The organism is Bradyrhizobium sp. 1200_D9_N1_1 (genome assembly GCF_052075915.1).
GTDB classification, from domain to species: Bacteria; Pseudomonadota; Alphaproteobacteria; order Rhizobiales; family Xanthobacteraceae; genus Bradyrhizobium; species Bradyrhizobium diazoefficiens.
In genome coordinates, this window is record NZ_CP197226.1 from 3,872,602 (window position 1) to 3,888,934 (window position 16,333).

Sequence of the window (16,333 nt, forward strand, 5' to 3'; positions counted from 1 at the left end):
TAGCCCGACCGGTGCGGCGACTTCGCCTCTCCCCGCTTGCGGGGAGAGCACACCGTCTGCGCGGCCCCTCACTTCCGATACCTCAACGCCTCCACCAGCACGGCAAACGCTGGCGTCGGCTGCCGCCGGCTCGGGTAATAAAGGTGATAGCCCGCGAACGGCGCGCACCAGTCGGCGAGCACGCGGATCAGCCGCCCGTCGGCGATCTCCCGCTTCACCAGATCTTCCGGAATATAGGCAAGACCAAGCCCCGCCAGCGCGGCATTCATCCTGAGCAGGCCGGTGTTGAACACGAGCTGGCCGTCGACCCGCACCTTCATGGCGTGGCCGCGCTTCTCGAACTCCCAGGCATAGAGCCCACCATAGGTCGGCAGGCGGAGGTTGATGCAGTTGTGCTCGGTGAGATCCTGCGGCCGCTTCGGCTTGCCCCGTGCGGTGAAATAGGCAGGTGAGCCCACGACCGCCATGCGCATCTCCGGCCCGATCCGCACCGCGATCATGTCCTTGGCGACCTGCTCGCCGAGCCGCACGCCGGCATCGTAACGCTCGGCGACGATGTCGGTGAGGCCGTAGTCGACGACGAGCTCGACCTTGATATCTGGATACCGCGGCAACAGCCTGGCGAGCGTCGGCCACAGGATGGTCTGTGCCGCGTGCTCGCCGGTGGTGATCCGGACGGTGCCGGCCGGCGTCTCGCGCAGCGCGGTCAGCGCCGACAGCTCCGCGTCGATCTCCGCAAAGCGCGGTCCGATATTGCGCAGCAGGCGCTCGCCGGCTTCCGTCGGTGCGACGCTGCGGGTGGTGCGGGTGAGCAGCCGCAGGCCGAGCCGCTCCTCCAGCGCGCGCACGGTGTGGCTGAGCGCGGATTGCGACACGCCGAGCTGGGCGGCCGCGCGGGTGAAGCTGCGCTCGCGGGCGACCGCGAGGAAGGCGAGGAGGTCGTTGACGTTGGTGCGGGCCATTCATGAATCCGGATCATGAGTACATGCCGGTTTTATCACCTAATCGCAGGCTCGCGCGCGACCTAAATTCGCAGCCGAACGTGATTTCAAGGAGAGCTGCGATGCGGATGCGTAAACTGGGCAAGAGTGGTCTGGAGGTCTCGGCGCTTGGCCTCGGCTGCATGGGACTGAGCTACGGCTATGGTCCGGCGACGGAGACCTCGCAGGCGATCGCGCTGATCAGGACCGCCTTCGAGCGCGGCGTGACCTTCTTCGACACCGCCGAGGCCTACGGCCCCTTCGTCAACGAGGAGCTTTTGGGCGAGGCGCTGGCGCCATTCCGCGACAAGGTCGTGATCGCCACCAAGTTCGGCTTCAAGGGCGGCAAGGTCGAAGACGGGCTCGACAGCCGGCCCGCCAACGTCAAGGCGGTGGCGGAGGCCGCCTTGAAGCGGCTGAAGACCGACCGCATCGACCTGTTCTATCAGCACCGCGTCGATCCCGACGTGCCGGTCGAGGACACCGCGGGCGCGGTGAAGGACCTGATCCGCGACGGCAAGGTCCTGCATTTCGGCATGTCGGAGGCGGGCGCGCAGACGATCCGCCGCGCCCATGCGGTGCAGCCCGTGACCGCATTGCAAAGCGAATATTCGCTGTGGTGGCGCGAGCCGGAGCAGGAGATCCTGCCGACGCTGGAAGAGCTCGGCATCGGCTTCGTTCCCTTCAGCCCGCTCGGCAAGGGCTTCCTGACCGGCGCGATCACCGAGAGCACGACGTTCGACAAGAGCGACTTCCGCAACATCGTACCGCGCTTCTCATCCAGCGCACGAAAATCGAACCAGACGCTGGTCGATCTGCTCGGCGAGATCGCAACAGCGAAGAAAGTGACGCCGGCGCAGATCGCGCTCGCCTGGTTGCTGGCGCAGAAGCCGTGGATCGTGCCGATCCCCGGCACCACCAAGCTGCACCGGCTCGAGGAGAATGTCGGCGCGGCTGCGGTGACGCTGTCGGATGCGGATCTCGCTGCCATCGCGGCCGTGCTGGCCAAGGTGGCGGTGCAGGGCGATCGCTATCCAGCGCATCTCCAGGCGCGAGTCGGCCGCTGACATCGTGCATGAACGCCCGGTGAGCGTTCGCTTACCGGGCGTCCTCGTCCTGTGTTCTGATTTGAATACCTCTGTCAGCGCTATCAGGCGCCCGAGCGGCCGCAAAACACCGCAAACATCGGCTTATTCCACGGGCGTCGCGACTTCGTCACAGCCGGTGCAAGATACGCATTTCCGATAATCAATTTTATTCTCTTTCCATCCTGCTGCGTTATATGTCGGGCATCCGTCTAATGGGGGAGGCCGGAGCAGGCGTGCGCGCTTGCGAGACCGGCAGGAGCAGGGACCAAGCCCGTCGGTATGTTCGAAGTGATCCTCACCAGGCGTAAGCGGTTTGGCTGGCGATGGCAGGTGTGCGACCAGTCCGGCAAGGTGTTTGCCGACGGCTTCGAGCGCACCCGGCCGTCCGCCAAATATCATGGCGAGCGCGCATTGTTCTTCCTGTTGTCGCAGGCCTATTTGCGCAACCGCTCGGCCGCGTCCAGCGAGGACTAGCGCGACCGTCGTTCCGTGGCCCGGACACGCGCGCTCCATCCGGGCTACGAGCCCGACCTCAGACGTCAACGACCAGCTTGCCCTTCGCAGCACGATCCCTGATCAGTGCGTAGGCGTCGCCAACGCTCTCCAGCGTGAAGTGCCTTGCATCGAGCAGGGGCACGAGCTTGCCGGCCTCCACCAGGCGTGTTGCCTCGCTCATGATCTCCCCGTGATGCGCGCGACCTTCGCCTGTCAGCAGCGGCAGCAGTGTGAACACGCCGGAATAGGTGGCAGCGCGGAACGACAGCGGTGCCAGCGCATGCGTGCCCCAGCCGAGCGCGCTCACGACATGACCGAAGCGGCGCACGGCTGCGAAGGAGGCATCGAGCACCTTGCCGCCAACGGTGTCGTAGACGATGTCGAAGCCGCGCCCGCCGGCGTGCTGCGCAACGTAAGTCTCAACCGCGATGTCGCGGTCGATGAAGACGGCGCCAAAGCCCTCTATCGTGGCGCGCTGCGACGCTGAGCCCGTCGCGAACACGTTTCCTTCGAACGCATGCGCGATCTGGATCGCGACATGGCCGACGCCGCCCGCACCGCCATGGATCAACACCTTCTGGCCGGCCTTCAGCGAGGCGCGGTCGATCAGGCCTTCCCAGGCCGTGATGAAGATCAGGGGCAGGGCGGCCGCCTCGCGCATGCTGAGATTGGCGGGCTTGGTTGCCAGCAGATCGGCATCGACGCTCGCGAATTCGGCGAGCGATCCCGGCACACCACCGACGCCTCCGGTCATGCCGTAGACCTCGTCGCCCGGCTTGAATCGCGTGACGTCGCGCCCGGTGCGTTCGATGACGCCGGCGAGATCAAGGCCGAGAATAGCAGGCAATGGATGGCGCGCATGCGCCGCCGCGCCGGCATGGATCTTGGTGTCGAGCGGATTGATCCCGCTCGCGCGCACCCGGACCAGCACCTGATTGGTGCCAAGCTCCGGCGTGGAAATCTGTGAGACGCGCGGCGGTGCGTTGTACGCCTCCAGGACGCTTGCGCGCATGGTCGAGTGTCCAGTCATGATCGTCTTGCTCCGTTGTCGGCCTCCAATATGCCCATTATTTTTTGCATGGAAAGAAACGAAGATGTACGGTTGTCGTGCATTTATGTATGGGATGGTTTTGATGGACTGGAGCGATCTGCGCATCTTCCTCGCGATTGCCCGCGAGGGTACGCTCGGCGCTGCCGCGCGAAAGATCGGTCAGACCCAGCCGACGATGGGCCGGCGGCTTCGCGCGCTCGAGACGGCGCTTGGCCAGACACTGTTCCAGCGCACCGCCGACGGCTTTGTCCTCACCGACGAGGGCACCGCCGTGCTGCGGCATGCCGAGCGGATCGAGGAGGAGGCGCTCGCATTGGAGCGGCATGCGACCGGCGCGAAGACGCAGCTCGACGGCTTGCTGCGCCTCTCGTCGTCGGACTGGTTCGGGACGGTGATGCTCTCGCCGGTGATCGCGGCCTTCGGCAAGCGTCACCCCAAGGTGACTGTCGAGCTCCTGACCGACGCGCGCCTCTACAGCCTGCCGCGCCGCGAGGCCGATCTCGTCTTCCGCATCAAGCCGTTCAGTGAACCCGAGGTGATCTCGCGAAAGCTGCTTCACATTCCCTACGCGCTTTACGACAAGAAGGGCAGCAAGCCGCCGCGCGCCGGCGACGGCAGCGGCGTCCGCGTCGTCACCATGAACGCAGAATTCGCCGACATGCCCGATGCAGTGTGGCTGAAGCGCGTGCTGCCGAGGGCGGAAATCGCCTCGCGCAGCAATAACCGCCAGGCGCAGGCCGAACTCTGCGCCGGCGGCGGTGGATTGGCCGTGCTGCCGCGTCCGCTCGGCGACCGCGACCGCCGCCTCGTCGCGCTCGACATCGGCTCGACGCCGCCCGGTCGCGACACCTTCGTCGGCTATCACCGCGACCTCAAGCGCCTTGGCCGCCTGCGCGCGATGCTCGACCTTGTGATCGAGCGGCTGGCGGGGTGATGGTCTCGTAGCCAGGGTGAGCGAAGCGATACCCGGGACCGGTGGTGATCGAGAATCCCGGATGTCGCTTAGCTCACCCGGGCTACAAGACCTTGCGTTGCCCGTCGGGCAAGACACGCAAGATGCCGGTCAACGCCCATCGTCGAAAATATTCCACTTTACCGAAATTCGGAAACGGCGTATGTGTCGCCTCACTCCGGCCCAAGGAAGAGGGGCGTATCGCGATCGTCACGAACGCGGGCCGGGCGGCGGTGGACGTGGGTCACATCGGCGCGAAAGGCATCGCAGGGCGGGCAACCGTGAGCGAAACCATCGCGCGCACGACCGGTGTGATCGGCGTACGGCCAAATCGTGTCGTCCTGGCGCCCGGGGTCTGTGCGCCAAGTTCTGCGGTGATGTGTGCGGCCCGACCGGACCGCGCGCGTCAGCCATCCGCAGGGCGACGGGGGCAATAGTGCATCGCTCCCCGGGGAGAGCACGACATAAGCCGTTCCAACCACTGCGCAGGGAAGGCCGGGATGTCTCCGGTTGCCCTGTTACCCGCTGTGCATCGTAGCGCAATCCGCTTCTCGCATGGCGGTCAATGGGAGCCAACCGGCTCCCGGCCTTCCCTGCGCCCTCTTTCATCTGAGGGCGACGTGACGAAGCAAAGCTCGGGCGAGATGAGTCGCGAGAGGGTGAAGGTGTGTCTGCGATGGGAATGCGAGTTGAAAGAGCGACGCTGTCACCCACACTCCGTCATTGCGAGCGCAGCGAAGCAATCCAGAATCCCTCCGCGGTGACAGTCTGGATTGCTTCGCTGCTGTTTAGCCCGGAGACATGACTGACGGGTGTTCGGGGACATGGTTGACACGTCAAAATCGGCTCGATTCGTCAAACAAGGGGGCGAGCGATGCCGTGGCGCGAGGTGTCTGTCATGGATCAACGGCGAGAGTTTGTGATGCTTGCCAAGCAGGAGGGAGTGAACCGGCGGAAGCTGTGCCGGCAGTTCGGCATCAGCGCCCAGACCGGCTACAAGTGGATCCAGCGGTACGAAGCGGGCGATGCGACGTTGGCAGACCGGTCGCGACGACCTCATCACAGTCCGGAGCGTACAGCTGCTGCGACCGAGCAGCAGATTGTCGAGCTGCGAGATGCGCACCCGGCCTGGGGTGCGCGCAAGCTCGCGCATCGCCTGAAGCGCAATCGGCAAGCCACTCCCGCGATATCGACCGTGCACGAAATTTTACGCCGTTACGATCGTGTGAAGGAGCCCGCGGGCACGCCTGGACAGCCCTATACTCGCTTTGAGAAGGATGCGCCCAACCAGCTTTGGCAAATGGACTTCAAGGGGCACAGTGCGCTGGAGAACGGCGTGTCTTGTCATCCACTGACGACGCTAGACGATCACTCGCGCTTTTCCTTATGCCTGGCAGCCTGTGACAACGAACGAGGCTCGACGGTACGAGGACATCTTGAGGCGACGTTCCATCGCTACGGACTGCCGGATGCGATGTTCGTCGACAATGGCGGCCCCTGGGGCTTCACCCTTGAAGACCCCTGGACCACGCTGACGGTGTGGCTTCTCAAGCTCGGCGTCCGCACGATCCACAGCCGGCCCTATCATCCCCAGAGCCGAGGCAAGAACGAACGGTTCCATCGCAGCCTGAAGGCCGAGGTTCTCGCCTTCAAGCGCTACCGGGACCTTGCCGATGTCCAGCGGGCATTCGACCAATGGCGAGCCGTCTACAATCTAGATCGGCCGCACGAGGCATTGGGCTTCGATGTGCCCGCAAGCCGTTATCGACCAAGCCAGCGCCTCATGCCGGATCGCCTTCCAACGGTGGAGTACGACGAGGGCGAGATCGTCCGTTCCGTCTCCACCACGAAGGCCTATGTCAGCTTCAAGGGACGGCTCTGGAAAGTCCCGCAAGCCTTCCGTGGTGAGAAACTCGCCATTCGTCAGCTCAGTGCTGAGGGAAAGTTTGGAATATTCTTTGCCGCTCACCAGATCGAAACGATCGATCTACGTAACCCCAAAAGTGTCAACCATCTCCCCGAACAGGTGTAAGCTATGTGCCCGGGCTGAACACTGCGCTCGCAATGACGGTGGTGATGTCGGCGTTGCCGAAACGCGATGTGGCCACCAGCGTTCGCAGCAACCAAGTTCGGTCGGTATGGGTCCTGGCTTTCGCCAGGACGACACTGAGAGTGGCGCGACGCTATCGCCATCTCATCGCGCAGCCCGCAAAAACAAAACCGTCATAGTCTCTAACGGCTACTAACCAACGCCTGACTTAAAACTGTCATAATCGCCGAATGGAACGCGCACCCGCGCGCTCTTTACACGCCGTTAAGTGCACCTGCATTGGATGCGCTCGGAAAGTGCGTTGGGGACTGCGATGAGTGCCGCGAAGAAGATGCCGGGAAAACCGGCCGCCGAAATGTTTGACGACATCCCGGTGCTTCAGCGCAAATGGCGCGCCGCGTTGAAGCCGGGCGAACGGCTGCCGCGCTACGAGGACGTGATGCTCGGCAGCCTCGGCCGGCTCGCCGACCATATCGCACTGCTGAAGAACGACGGTGCGCTCGAGCTATTGCGCAGCGGACGCTACGTGCAGAAATGGCTCGGCGAGGAGCGCTGGGACATCCCCGTCGCCGAGCTCTCGCCCGATTGCGCCACGGCGCTGTCGGAAGCGGCGGCGAGCGCGCTTGCGAACGGACGGCCGCACCAGGCGAGCGCGCATTGCGTGCGCGACGGCATGGTCAGGACCTACGATGTGCTGGCGCTGCCGACCGCCTCGCGCTGGGGCGCGACGCTGGTCGGCGCCTATGTCAACGAGCGCGGCACGCAATACAATCTGCTGGATGCGATTTTCGCCTCGACCGACGACGCGGTGATCTCGCTGGCGACGCTGCGCGATGCCGGCGGCAAGCCGTTCGATCTCCAGATCGTGCATCACAACCAGAGCGCCGCCACGCTGCTGAAGGTCGCGAGTGCCGGCCTGCTGTGGCGCCGGATCGGCGAGGGCAACACCCTGCTGGCTGCGTCCGACATCATGGAATTCCTGCTCAAGGCCGTCCGCGGCGGCCGCGGCGAACAGCTCGAGATCGAGCACGATGGCCGGCATCTCCGGCTCAGCGCCACCGCCTTCGCCGACGTGCTCTCGCTGACGATCTCCGACGTCACCGCGTTGAAGCGGCGCGACGCCTCGTTCCGGCTGCTGTTCGACAACAACCCGATGCCGATGTGGGTGTTCGACGCCGAGACCAAGCAGTTCCTCGGCGTCAACGATGCCGCGGTCCAGCATTACGGCTACAGCCGTGCCGCCTTCCTGCGCATGAAGCTGCACGAGATCTGGCCGGAGGAGGAGTGGGACAGCCACGCCGAAGCGCTCGATCGTGTCGGCGACACCTATCATTCCTCGCGCAACTGGCGGCACCTGCGTGCCGACGGCAGCGAGATCGAGGTGCTCACCTTCGGCCGTCGCGTGGCCTTCGACGACCGCGACGGCTATCTGGTCGCGGTGGTCGACATCACCGAACGGCGCAAAGCCGAGGCGCGCATCGCCCACATGGCGCACCACGACGGGCTCACCGACCTGCCGAACCGCGAATATTTCCAGCAGCGCCTGAAGCAGGCGCTCGACCAGGCCGGCGGAAAGCGGGTCGGCGTGCTCTACATCGATCTCGACCTGTTCAAGAACATCAACGATTCCTTCGGGCATCCGGCGGGCGACCGCCTGTTGAAGGAGGTCGCCGAGCGCCTGACCACCGCGGTCCGCGGCGCCAATCTCGCAGCCCGGCTCGGCGGCGACGAGTTCGCCGTGATCCTGGCGGCCGACGTCTCGCCGAACGAGGCCAGCGCCTGCGCGACCCTGTTGATCGACATGCTGAAGGCGCCCTACGAGATCGACGGCCAGGAGATGGTGATCGGCGCCAGCATCGGAATCGCGCTGTCGCCCGGCGACGGCGTGACGTCGGAGGAGTTGATGCGCAACGCCGACATGGCGCTGTACCGGGCCAAGTCCGACGGCGGCGGCGTGCACCATTTCTTCGAGCGCGAGATGGACCTCCAGGCGCAGAAGCGCCGCGACATGGAGCTCGATCTGCGCCGCGCCTTCGCCAACGGCGAGTTCGAGCTGCACTATCAGCCGCTGGTGTCGATCGCCTCCGACCGCATCTCCGGCTTCGAGTCGCTGCTGCGCTGGCGTCACCCCGACAAGGGCATGATCTCGCCGGCGGAGTTTATCCCGGTCGCCGAGGACATCGGCCTGATCACCCAGCTCGGCGAATGGGTGCTGCGCGAGGCCTGCGCCGAGGCGGTGAAATGGCCCGTCGACGTCAAGGTCGCGGTCAATCTGTCGCCGGCGCAATTCCGCAGCCGCAACCTGGTGCAGGTCGTGATCTCGGCGCTGGCGCAGTCCGGCCTGTCGCCGAAGCGGCTCGAACTGGAGATCACCGAGTCGATCTTCCTGGCCGAGACCGATGCCAATCTCGCGATTCTGCATCAGCTGCGCGAGTTCGGCGTCGGCATCTCCATGGATGATTTCGGCACCGGCTATTCCAGCCTCAGCTATCTCCGCAGCTTCCCCTTCGACAAGATCAAGATCGACCGCTCCTTCGTCAAGGACCTGGCGCAGCGGCCCGATTGCGTCGCGATCGTGCGTGCGATCTCGGGGCTCGGCCGCAGCCTCAACATCACCACGACTGCGGAGGGCGTCGAGACCGAGGACCAGCTCGACTGGCTGCGCGCCGAAGGCTGCAACGAGGTGCAGGGCTTTCTGTTCAGCGCGGCGCGGCCCGCCGCCGAGATCGAAAAGCTGCTGGCCGATTTCGGCCAGCGCGCCTCACGGGCGGCGTAACGCGGGTGGAAAGCAGTCGTAGACCAGCGCCTTGAAGGCGGGCGTGATGCGGCTGCGTTCGTTCTGGGTCTGCTGCATCATCAGGTAGACCATGTCGAGCTTGGGATCGACGCCGAAATAGGTGCCGCTGCCACTGTCCCATTTCAACTCGCCGATCGAGCCCGGCGGCGGCGGTTTTGCGTTGCCGGGATCGGTGCGCACCGCAAGGCCGTAGCCATAGCCGAAGCCGTCACCCGGGAAATAGAAATAGTCGCGTCCGACGCCGGAGCCGGGACCGACGTGATCGGTCGTCATGGCCTTGAAGGCGGCCGGGCTGAGGTAACGCCTGCCCTCGAACTCACCGCGGTTGAGCAGCATCTGCGAGAAGCGCTGATAGTCGTTGATGGTCGAGAGCAGGCCGCCACCGCCGGACTGCCATTCGGGATGGTCGAGCCGGTCGCGCTCGGCGGCGAGCAGGATGTAATCGTTCGGCAGCGGCCGCGCCATCCGAGCCAGTTCGTCTTCCGTCGCGAGTGCAAACTTGGTGCTGCTCATGCCGAGCGGGTCGAGGATGCGCTGCTTCAGGAAGTCGTACAGGGTCTGGCCCGAGATGATCTCGATGATTGCGCCGAGCACGTCGGTGGAATGGCCATAGCGCCACAGCGTTCCCGGCTGCCGTGCCAGCGGCAATTTTGCGATGCGATCGGCGAATTTCCTGTTGTCGAAGGGATCCTCGAAAATGTTGGCAGCCTTGTAGGCCTGCTCGACCCATTTGCCGCCGATATAATCGTAGCTGATGCCCGAGGTGTGTCGCAGCAGATCCTCGATGTTGACGGGACGGACCGGGGGCACGAGGTCCAGCTCCAGCTTGCCGTCCGGCTCGGTGACCTCCAGTCCCACCTTGGTGCCGGCGAAGAGGGGGACGTATTTCGATGCGGGATCGGTAAGCGCAAGCTTGCCCTCGTCGATCAGCATCATCGCGCCGAGGCAGGTGATCGGCTTCGTCATCGAGTGGATGGCGAAGATCGTATCCGGCGTCATGGCGAGGCCCGTCCTGACGTCGCGCACGCCGAATGTCTTCAGATAGACCGGCTTGCCGTGCTGCTGGACCATGATCACGGCGCCCGGCAACCGGCCGCTCGTCACCTCGTTGTCGAAGAACGCCGTGATGCGGTCGAGCCCTTCGGGCGCAGGTGCAGGGATATCGGCGGCCCGGCTTCGCGCCATGGTGCCGGCGAGCAGCGCGGCTCCGACCAGAAATTCACGCCGCTTCATCTGGGCTCCCTCCCTCGCCGGGATCAAAGCCGCAAGATATTCAGGGCGTCAACATGTCATCGATCAAAATCGTGTCACGATTTCCGAAAGGAACGGTCGCGGACGGTCCTCGCTCGGCTTGGTCGGCGTGCCGATGTGGATGAAGCCGGCGAGCTTTTCGTCCGGCTTGAGGCCGAGGCCTTCGAGCACGTCGCGGTCGAACGAGAACCAGCCGGTCAGCCAGCATGCGCCGTAGCCGAGCGCGGTCGCGGCCGTGACGATGTTCATGGCGCTGGCGCCCGCCGACAGTTCCTGCTCGAAGGCCGGTACCTTCGGATGCGGCCTGGTGAAGCTGACGATGCCGATCACGAGCGGGGCATCGGTGAGCCGTTTCCGCTCGATCTCGACATCGGCCGCCGGCGCGCCCGGATTCTTCCGCGCAAAGACCTTCGCAATCACCTCGCCGGCACGCTGGCGCGCATCGCCTTCGAAAATGATGAAGCGCCAGGGCGCGAGCTTGCCGTGATCCGGCACGCGCGCGCCGATGGTGAGGATCGTCTCGAGCTCGGCCTCCGAAGGGCCGGGCCCGGTCATCTCGCGCGGCTTGACCGAGCGGCGGGTCTTCAGGAGTTCGATGGCGTCGGGCACGGGCGTCTCTCTCATGGAACCAATTGGGCACCGCATAGCATGCGATCCTGCCGGCCACGAGACTGAACAGGCTCATTTAGACCGATTGTGATCGGGGCCTATTTGTGCCTCGTCGGCGCAGCGACAGCTGGCGTGCCCGGCATACAGTTGATGCTACCGATGCCGTTCGGGCCGTATTGTACGAAACCCGTTGCCGTCGTCGGCGAGTGCGGCGCCGAGATCGGCAGATACACATAGCAGATGGTGCCGTCGACCGGATCGCGCAAGCGCTGGACCACCGTATCCTGGAGCGGGCCGGCGAATTGCCGTTCCAATTGCATGCGCGGAAGCTTGGCCCATTCGCCCGATGGCTGGAATTGTTGCGGCGGCGGTTGTTGCGGCTGTTGCGCGACGACAGGGGGGGAGCCGAGCACGACTGCGGCCAGCACGAAGGCCGGGAAGGGAAGCTTCATCTGCGGCACCAACGTCAGAACTCGACCGCCATACCGGCGCGGCCGATATGCTCGCTTCCACCGCCATTGGAATAGCCGCCAAACAGCACCGTCGGCGTCGTCCAGTCCAGGCGATGTGAGATGCCGATGCCCACGCCGGATTGGCCGCGATAATATCCGGCGTTCACTGCGACTGTGGTCCTGCCACGCGCCGACGGCATCAGCACCGGTGCGGCTGACACCGCGGCGACGATGCCGCGCCGGGCCTCCTGCTGGTTGGCGGTGATCTCGCTTTGCAGGCTGCCGATCTGCGACTGGAAGCCTGCGACAGCCAACTGGAGCTGGCCGACATTGACTGCATCGGTCTGGTTGACGCCGGCGGCGACATTGGTGAGGCGGCGCTCATTGCCGGCCGAGCCGAACGACACGGTGTTGGCGACGGTGTTGGTCGAGCCTGTGCCGATCGCCACTGAGTTGGCCGCGGTTGCCGAGGCATTGGTGCCCAACGCGGCCGAGTTCGAGCCCGTCGCAACCGCACCGTCGCCGAAGGCCGCGCCGCCATTGCCTGCGGAGGCTGCTGCGCCGACGGCTACCGAACCGGTTGCTACCGCACCGGTGCCGATCGCAATCGCATTGGTGCCGGTCGAGGCGGAATTCAACCCAATTGCGATCGAGCCGGACTGGGTGGCCTGCGCATTGCCGCCGATCGCGATCGCATCGGTACCGGAGGCGTTGGCCGCTGCGCCAGCGCTGTTGACCTTGGTGTACTGAGTTGTCCCGGCGATGCCGGCCACCGTCGCACTCAGCGAGGCAACGGTCTGGTTCGTGGCGTAGAGCTGGCTGCCGTTGACGGCGTCGGTGCTGGTCGCGTCAACGGCGCCCGCGGCGACGCCAGTCACGGTGCGGTTGCCCGATGTGCCCGACACGTCGACCACGGTGCCATCCGTGCTGCTGCCGATACCGATGACCTTAGTCGACGAATTCTGCTGCACGAGGCCGATCGACCCGTTGTCGATCTGCGTCTGCAAGTTGCTGATGCTGGTCGCCGTGCTGCTTAGCGCAGCGTTCACGGCAGAGAACGCGCTGCCGACGTTGTTGTAGGAGACGCCCTGGATCATGTAGCTCGGCGCAACCATCTGTCCGCCGGCATCGAGCGTTGTGCCGAATGCTGCGGCGACCCTCTGGTTTGCAGTGTAGAGCTGGCCGCCATTGACGACATCGGTGCTGGTGGAAGACAGCGTGCCGGCGGCGACATTGACGATCCTGCGCTCTTTGCCGGCCGAGCCGACCGAGATCGTGTTTGCGACATTGGCGACGGACTTGGAACCGAGCGCAACCGCGTTGGATGCAGTCGTTTGCGCACCTTCACCGATGGCGACGCCCGAAATTGCCGCCGCTGAAACATTTGTATTGAAACCAAGAGCGGTCGAGTCCACGGCGTTGGCGCGCGCGTTCCAGCCAAATGCCGACGCAGCTGTGGCGCCCGCGACACTTGTGTAGCCGTAGGCCGAACTCCCCTGGCCGGTTGCCGCCGCGGCTTGCCCGACGGCCGTACTGTAGTCGCCATAGGCGTGCGCCGTCCGTCCGACAGCGGTTCCGGCGAGATGGGCTTGGGCGGAACTGCCGATTGCGATTGCGCCTGAATTGTCGGCAAGCGCATCCGAGCCGAGTGCGACGCTGTCCGCTCCGGTTGCCTCGGCGCTCTGCCCGATCGCCAGCGCGCTCTGCATCGTTGCCTGACTCTGCCGGCCGAACGCAATGGCGTAGTCACCACTGGCGCTCGCGGCGTAGCCAACGGCGACGGAGGCTACGCCAGTCGCTGTGCTTGAAGCGCCGAAGGCGGAGGACTGTGTCCCGCTCGCCGTGCTCGAATTACCGAAAGCCGAGGCTTGCTGGGCGGTCGCGCTGCTGTAGGAGCCGAAGGCGGAAGTCTGCGCTGCTGTCGCCTCGCTTCCGTAGCCTACCACCGTCGAATCCGTTCCGCTGGCATTGCTCGTCGCTCCGACCGCGGTGGCGTGGCTTTGCGACGCACTACTCAGAAAACCGACCGCGACACTATAGGCTCCCGCGGCATCTGCATGGTTCCCCACTGCCGTACTGCTGGAAGCCGAAGCGGATGCAGCGTTGCCACAAGCGAATGAATCGGCAACGGGCGCGCTGCCACTGCCGGAATCGAGCAGGCAGGTTTCGGCGTAGACAGCTTCGGGAAAGACAATGAACCCGAGTGCGAACATGACAAGGGCGACGACGGCACCTGAAGCCGGCCGCCGAAACCCGGCCGCCTCGGCCTCGGCTCGCAAATTCGTATCGAGTTCACCAAACATGACCAATGTTCGCGCGGAGCCCGGTACGTCGGTATCCCCAATTCATGGGGTAGTGCTCCGGAAGTCGGGCTGGTATCGCGCTCTGAGGCGGCCACCTTGCTGCGCAGACGCGCAGAGCGCGCCGGTAGGCGCGCCCTGTTAGTCAAGTTCAGTGGCAGGTTCTAAACGATGCCCCGTGCCCGCACGACATCGGGCGGGGTCGCTTCCTCGACCAAGGCGGCGATCGCCTCGGCGGTCGTCATCACCTTCTGGCCGTCGCTGCCGAGCCGGCGGACGGAGACCGAATGCGTCTCGGCCTCCTTCTTGCCGACCACGAGCAGTGCCGGGATCTTGGCCAGCGAGTGCTCGCGGACCTTGTAGTTGATCTTCTCGTTGCGCAGGTCGATCTCGACCCGAAGCCCCGCGCGCCGGGCCTGCTCCAGGACCTGCTTGGCGTACTCGTCGCCTTCGGAGGTGATGGTCGTGACCACGGCCTGCACCGGCGAGAGCCAGAGCGGGAAATTGCCGGCATAGTGCTCGATCAGGATGCCGATATAGCGCTCCATCGAGCCGCAGATCGCGCGATGCACCATCACCGGCGGTTTCTTGCCGCCGTCATGGTCGATGTAGAACGCACCGAACCGCTCCGGCAGGTTGAAGTCCACCTGCGTGGTGCCGCACTGCCAGTCGCGGCCGATGGCGTCGCGCAGCACATATTCGAACTTCGGCCCGTAGAACGCGCCTTCGCCCGGGTTGATCTCGGTCTTGATGTGGTTGTTCTGCGACTGGATCTCGCGCAGCACCGTCGCCATCACGCGCTCGGCGTGATCCCACATCGCATCCGTCCCGACGCGCTTGTCGGGCCGGGTCGACAGTTTCACGGTGAGATCGCCGGTGAAGCCGAAATCCGCGTAAGTCGACAGGATGAGATCGTTGATCTTCAGGCATTCCTCGGCGAGCTGGTCCTCGGTGCAGAAGATGTGCGCATCGTCCTGGGTGAAGCCGCGCACGCGCATCAGGCCGTGCATGGCGCCGGATGGCTCATAGCGATGCACCACGCCGAACTCGGCGAGCCGCAAGGGCAGGTCGCGGTAGCTCTTCAGGCCGTGCTTGAAGATCTGCACATGGCCCGGGCAGTTCATCGGTTTCAGAGCGAACCAGCGCTTGTCCTCGGCCTCGTCGCCGGCCGACTGCGCCGCGAACATGTTTTCGCGGTACCAGCCCCAATGGCCCGAGGTCTCCCACAAAACCTTGTCGAGGATCTGCGGCGCATTGACCTCGCTGTAGTCGCCGGTCAGGCGGCGGCGCATATAGGCGATCAGCTGCTGGAAGATGGTCCAGCCCTTCGGATGCCAGAACACGACGCCCGGACCTTCCTCCTGGAAATGGAAGAGGTCGAGCTCGCGCCCGAGCTTGCGATGGTCGCGCTTTTCGGCCTCCTCGATCTGCTTGAGGTAGGCGTCGAGGTCCTCTTGCTTGGCGAAGGCGGTGCCGTAGATGCGGGTCAGCATCGGGTTGTTGGAATCGCCGCGCCAATAGGCGCCGGCCACCTTCATCAGCTTGAAGGCATTGCCGACCTTGCCGGTCGAGGTCATGTGCGGGCCGCGGCACAGATCGAACCAGTCGCCCTGGTAGTAGATCTTGATCGGCTCGTTGCCGGGAATGGCGTCGACCAGCTCGACCTTGAACGCCTCGCCCTTGTCGCGGAACACCTGCTTGGTCTTTTCGCGATCCCAAACCTCTTTCGTGAAGGGTTTGTCGCGCGCGATGATCTCGCGCATCTTCTTCTCGATCGCGGCAAAGTCTTCCGGCGTGAACGGCTCGTTGCGGAAGAAGTCGTAATAGAAGCCGTTCTCGATCACCGGACCGATGGTGACCTGGGTGCCCGGCCACAGCGTCTGCACGGCTTCGGCGAGCACGTGCGCGCAGTCGTGGCGGATCAGCTCCAGCGCGCGCGGATCGTCGCGGTTGATCAGCTCGATCTTGGCATCGGCTTCGATGGGATCGTCGAGGTCGGCGACCACGCCGTCGAGCGCCATCGCGACCGTGCGCTTGGCCAGCGACGGCGAGATGCCCTTGGCGATCTCGAGGCCGGTGATGCTCTTGTCGTATTCGCGCCGGGCGCCGTCGGGGAAGGTGAGGGTGACTTTGGCTGCGGGGGTCACGGGCTTCAGATTCGAGAGGCTGTACTGGAAGCCGGATTCGGATTTGGGCTGGTCGGTCATTGCTTTTCTCCTGAAGCTCACTCCTGCGAACGAGCGCAGGTAAGCGGGAACGAGCGATATATCAGGCGATTCGGCCTGCGCAATCCGGCATTTCCAAGAAA

12 protein-coding genes are annotated in these 16,333 nt (G+C 64.8%); 5 read left to right on the top strand and 7 right to left on the bottom strand.

Annotated elements, in window-relative coordinates:
• Window positions 1-68: 68 nt before the first annotated feature.
• Window positions 69-962, bottom strand: a complete 894-nt coding sequence (locus AB5K84_RS18540) for a LysR family transcriptional regulator (protein ID WP_011088296.1) — start codon at window positions 960-962, stop codon at window positions 69-71.
• 101 nt (window positions 963-1,063) lie between these two features.
• On the opposite strand from AB5K84_RS18540, the gene AB5K84_RS18545 reads away from it, so the two are divergent.
• Complete coding sequence (locus tag AB5K84_RS18545) at window positions 1,064-2,047, top strand: aldo/keto reductase (RefSeq protein ID WP_011088295.1); 984 nt, start codon at window positions 1,064-1,066, stop codon at window positions 2,045-2,047.
• 300 nt (window positions 2,048-2,347) lie between these two features.
• Window positions 2,348-2,542 (top strand): hypothetical protein, encoded by a 195-nt coding sequence (locus tag AB5K84_RS18550; RefSeq protein ID WP_161534464.1) that lies wholly within the window; start codon window positions 2,348-2,350, stop codon window positions 2,540-2,542.
• A gap of 58 nt (window positions 2,543-2,600) precedes the next feature.
• On the opposite strand, the gene AB5K84_RS18555 is transcribed toward AB5K84_RS18550, so the two are convergent.
• Window positions 2,601-3,575, bottom strand: coding sequence for a zinc-dependent alcohol dehydrogenase family protein (locus AB5K84_RS18555; RefSeq protein WP_110116443.1), 975 nt, complete (start codon window positions 3,573-3,575; stop codon window positions 2,601-2,603).
• Between the two features lie 121 nt (window positions 3,576-3,696).
• Here AB5K84_RS18555 and AB5K84_RS18560 point away from each other — a divergent pair, with 121 nt between their 5' ends.
• From AB5K84_RS18560 to AB5K84_RS18570, 3 genes are all read left to right on the top strand, one after another.
• Entirely contained in the window at window positions 3,697-4,548 is an 852-nt protein-coding gene (locus AB5K84_RS18560) for a LysR family transcriptional regulator (RefSeq protein WP_161534466.1), read from the top strand.
• 892 nt (window positions 4,549-5,440) lie between these two features.
• Complete coding sequence (locus AB5K84_RS18565; protein WP_110116441.1) at window positions 5,441-6,598, top strand: IS481 family transposase; 1,158 nt, start codon at window positions 5,441-5,443, stop codon at window positions 6,596-6,598.
• Window positions 6,599-6,929: 331 nt separating this feature from the next.
• Window positions 6,930-9,392: a putative bifunctional diguanylate cyclase/phosphodiesterase gene (locus AB5K84_RS18570; protein WP_162603610.1), complete on the top strand. Its 2,463-nt coding sequence runs from the start codon at window positions 6,930-6,932 to the stop codon at window positions 9,390-9,392.
• Here AB5K84_RS18570 and AB5K84_RS18575 read toward each other — a convergent pair.
• From AB5K84_RS18575 to thrS, 5 genes are all read right to left on the bottom strand, one after another.
• Window positions 9,378-10,646 (bottom strand): serine hydrolase domain-containing protein, encoded by a 1,269-nt coding sequence (locus AB5K84_RS18575; RefSeq protein ID WP_110116439.1) that lies wholly within the window; start codon window positions 10,644-10,646, stop codon window positions 9,378-9,380. The genes AB5K84_RS18570 and AB5K84_RS18575 overlap by 15 nt on opposite strands.
• Before the next feature lie 63 nt (window positions 10,647-10,709).
• Window positions 10,710-11,273 carry a nitroreductase family protein gene (locus AB5K84_RS18580; RefSeq protein ID WP_162603609.1) on the bottom strand — a complete coding sequence of 188 codons (564 nt, stop codon included), beginning with the start codon at window positions 11,271-11,273 and terminating at the stop codon, window positions 10,710-10,712.
• 98 nt (window positions 11,274-11,371) lie between these two features.
• On the bottom strand, window positions 11,372-11,725 hold the full coding sequence (locus tag AB5K84_RS18585; RefSeq protein ID WP_171901104.1) for a hypothetical protein: 354 nt from the start codon (window positions 11,723-11,725) through the stop codon (window positions 11,372-11,374).
• Window positions 11,726-11,739: 14 nt separating this feature from the next.
• Window positions 11,740-14,028, bottom strand: a complete 2,289-nt coding sequence (locus AB5K84_RS18590) for a YadA-like family protein (RefSeq protein WP_110116437.1) — start codon at window positions 14,026-14,028, stop codon at window positions 11,740-11,742.
• Window positions 14,029-14,189: 161 nt separating this feature from the next.
• On the bottom strand, window positions 14,190-16,232 hold the full coding sequence (thrS, locus tag AB5K84_RS18595; RefSeq protein ID WP_049832605.1) for a threonine--tRNA ligase: 2,043 nt from the start codon (window positions 16,230-16,232) through the stop codon (window positions 14,190-14,192).
• Between the last annotated feature and the right edge of the window lie 101 nt (window positions 16,233-16,333).

Bases quoted from the DNA above. Each gene is read 5' to 3' on its own strand.
- AB5K84_RS18590 (WP_110116437.1), bottom strand. From the start codon at position 14,028: ATGTTTGGTGAACTCGATACGAATTTGCGAGCCGAGGCCGAGGCGGCC.
- AB5K84_RS18575 (WP_110116439.1), bottom strand. From the start codon at position 10,646: ATGAAGCGGCGTGAATTTCTGGTCGGAGCCGCGCTGCTCGCCGGCACC.
- AB5K84_RS18585 (WP_171901104.1), bottom strand. From the start codon at position 11,725: ATGAAGCTTCCCTTCCCGGCCTTCGTGCTGGCCGCAGTCGTGCTCGGC.
- AB5K84_RS18540 (WP_011088296.1), bottom strand. From the start codon at position 962: ATGGCCCGCACCAACGTCAACGACCTCCTCGCCTTCCTCGCGGTCGCC.
- AB5K84_RS18545 (WP_011088295.1), top strand. From the start codon at position 1,064: ATGCGGATGCGTAAACTGGGCAAGAGTGGTCTGGAGGTCTCGGCGCTT.
- AB5K84_RS18555 (WP_110116443.1), bottom strand. From the start codon at position 3,575: ATGCGCGCAAGCGTCCTGGAGGCGTACAACGCACCGCCGCGCGTCTCA.
- AB5K84_RS18550 (WP_161534464.1), top strand. From the start codon at position 2,348: ATGTTCGAAGTGATCCTCACCAGGCGTAAGCGGTTTGGCTGGCGATGG.
- thrS (WP_049832605.1), bottom strand. From the start codon at position 16,232: ATGACCGACCAGCCCAAATCCGAATCCGGCTTCCAGTACAGCCTCTCG.
- AB5K84_RS18570 (WP_162603610.1), top strand. From the start codon at position 6,930: ATGAGTGCCGCGAAGAAGATGCCGGGAAAACCGGCCGCCGAAATGTTT.
- AB5K84_RS18565 (WP_110116441.1), top strand. From the start codon at position 5,441: ATGCCGTGGCGCGAGGTGTCTGTCATGGATCAACGGCGAGAGTTTGTG.
- AB5K84_RS18560 (WP_161534466.1), top strand. From the start codon at position 3,697: ATGGACTGGAGCGATCTGCGCATCTTCCTCGCGATTGCCCGCGAGGGT.